Annotated in this window: 3 protein-coding genes; 2 read left to right on the plus strand and 1 reads right to left on the minus strand. The window is 52.1% G+C overall.

Features of this window, described 5'->3' with window-relative positions; genetic code table 11:
* Positions 1–343: hypothetical protein (locus tag VMT62_14260; protein HVN97589.1), on the plus strand; the 343-nt coding region annotated here is incomplete at its 5' end.
* 185 nt (positions 344–528) lie between these two features.
* Positions 529–1,221 (plus strand): ankyrin repeat domain-containing protein, encoded by a 693-nt coding sequence (locus tag VMT62_14265; GenBank protein HVN97590.1) that lies wholly within the window; start codon positions 529–531, stop codon positions 1,219–1,221.
* A gap of 499 nt (positions 1,222–1,720) precedes the next feature.
* Here VMT62_14265 and VMT62_14270 read toward each other — a convergent pair.
* On the minus strand, positions 1,721–2,144 hold a 424-nt coding region (locus VMT62_14270; GenBank protein HVN97591.1), incomplete at its 5' end, for a DUF1345 domain-containing protein.

A 2,144-nucleotide genomic window follows, 5' to 3' on the forward strand; every position in this document is an offset into this window, starting at 1 on the left:
CTCCCCCGCACATGTACGGGAGCTGCGTGAAATTATGACGGGAGTTACGATCGTGTATCAACCGCTCTTCTGGCAGGACGCTCTCTTTGCTGTTCAAACCGGTAAACCGCATAAGTCTCGCCAGAGGGAAGATTACGAAAAGAAGATGATAGCCAGAGGGCTTGCTACCACCGAGCGTATAAACAAAAATGATATGCTTGTATCTAAGATTGCCGCACGAGAATCCATACCCTGGCAAGATCAACAGGTCGTGTTAGAGGAGAATGCAATTCAAGGCATCCTGAGTAATCTCCAGGAATCTCTTAGGCGGGTTGACGAATTGTTTTCTCATGCCGGGGAATAGCCCGTGCAGTAGGTTTCCGATTTGAATATGAAGGCTCAGGCAATAGAAAAATGTATCACCATCCATCGGCAACTGTTTTTTTGACAACCTGCCGTACGTGCGCCTGGTCTTCGCGGGAACCTTCATTGACGCCGCTTTTCAGCGAGGGACCGTGAACCTGATTTACATCCAAGGAGGGGATACTCATGGCGCGGGATGACAAATTCGTCGCTGCATGTAAAGACAACTACCTGGACATCGTCCGCGAGCGCATTGCTGAAGGAGTCGACGTGAATGCGCATGATGCGCAGTATCGTACAGGTTTGATGGAGGCAGCAGCAAAGGGCCATACTTACATTGCTGAGCTGCTGCTGGAGAACGGAGGGGACGTCGACCTTCGGGATGAACGCGACCGGACTGCGCTCATGGAAGCTTCCTCAAGCGGTAGCTATCCGATTGTGATATTGCTCCTGGAGCATGGGGCAGATGTGAACGCCCACGACCAACGGAAGCGAACCGCTCTTATGGAAGCGGCGCATGGTGGACACGATTTCGTGGTAAGGGAGCTGCTAAACAAAGGCGCCGACGTAAACGCACAGGACCACACTGGAATTTCAGCACTGATGGAAGCCGCGCGAGAAGCTCACCAGTTAGTGCTGGACGAACTCCTCGCACACGGTGCCAACGTGCACGCGGTGAACGAAAGCGGCCAGACTGCGTTTTGGATGGCGGCGCATCGCAGCCTATTCTACTATCAACCGGTCCTCAGCTCGCTGGTCGCCCGGGGAGCTGACGTCAACGTGAAAGACAAAGAACTCGAGCTAACCCCTCTGGACCTGATCGACTCTCTCGCGGATATGCTCGTGGCTTGGGGTGCGAAACGCGGTTCGGAACGATAGAAGGCAGAGACAAGCACAGACACTCGGGCATTCTCTTTAATTGGGCCAGCCTTGCCGGCTGACGGTCAGCGGCGCGCGGTGTTTGTCCTCGAATTTGTCCATAGAAAACAGGTATGCGAGGTGCGTGCCACCCGAAGCCCTGTCTCAGATAAATCCCTTACGATGCCGAAACTCGTTCAACTTACATCATGTGGGGGCAGTTGCACTGACAGGCCTACTCTCCGAGCTTTTCGCTGCTACAGTTCATCTGTTGTTTCTCGGTACGACGGAGATCTTATGTAAAGGTCTTCGTATGTAACTATTTTAGTGTGGAGTAGTTCCTCCCAAGACTTCTGTGAGAATTTTTTGGTCGCATGTGGAAGCAATTAAGGCAAACGCGAAGGCCAGTGCAAATGGATGTGAAGCTCGATTGGAGGTTAGACCATGCAACAAGCAGGAAATTCCTTATCCCGCCCGACGTTTGATGGGATTCAAAATGCTTGGCAGCCCCAGGAGTGGATCAAGAAGTCACGATGGCATTCAGCACGACTGCAAGGATTGTGTAATAAAATAGAAATGAAATCAGAGCGTGGATCACCACCACCCGCTTGTGTATGCGGCTGGTTACATTCACGTCACTCATAGAATAGGTCAAAGCGATGGTGAAGGAGACATAGAGGAAATCTTCGTAGGTAGGATCAATTATCCCTGGGAAAATAAAGCCCCGGCGCATGTCTTCCGGTGAAACCCGACCTTTTCTGTCCGTTTCTTGGTAATACAGCCGCGTATAGTGCAGGCCAAAGGAGGTATGCAGGAGCAACCAGGAGAAGATCACCGCGATCACACTTAGGACAACTAGGAGTCGGAAGTGGCCCACAGACCGCTGGCTGACTGCAGTGAGGATGAAGCCCACACAGGTAGTCCCGACATAGGCCGTCAATATC

Source organism: Syntrophorhabdaceae bacterium, from assembly GCA_035541755.1.
Lineage (GTDB): Bacteria > Desulfobacterota > Syntrophorhabdia > Syntrophorhabdales > Syntrophorhabdaceae > PNOF01.

Excerpts from the sequence above, each read along its gene's own strand:
- VMT62_14265 (HVN97590.1), top strand. The coding sequence starts at position 529 with ATGGCGCGGGATGACAAATTCGTCGCTGCATGTAAAGACAACTACCTG.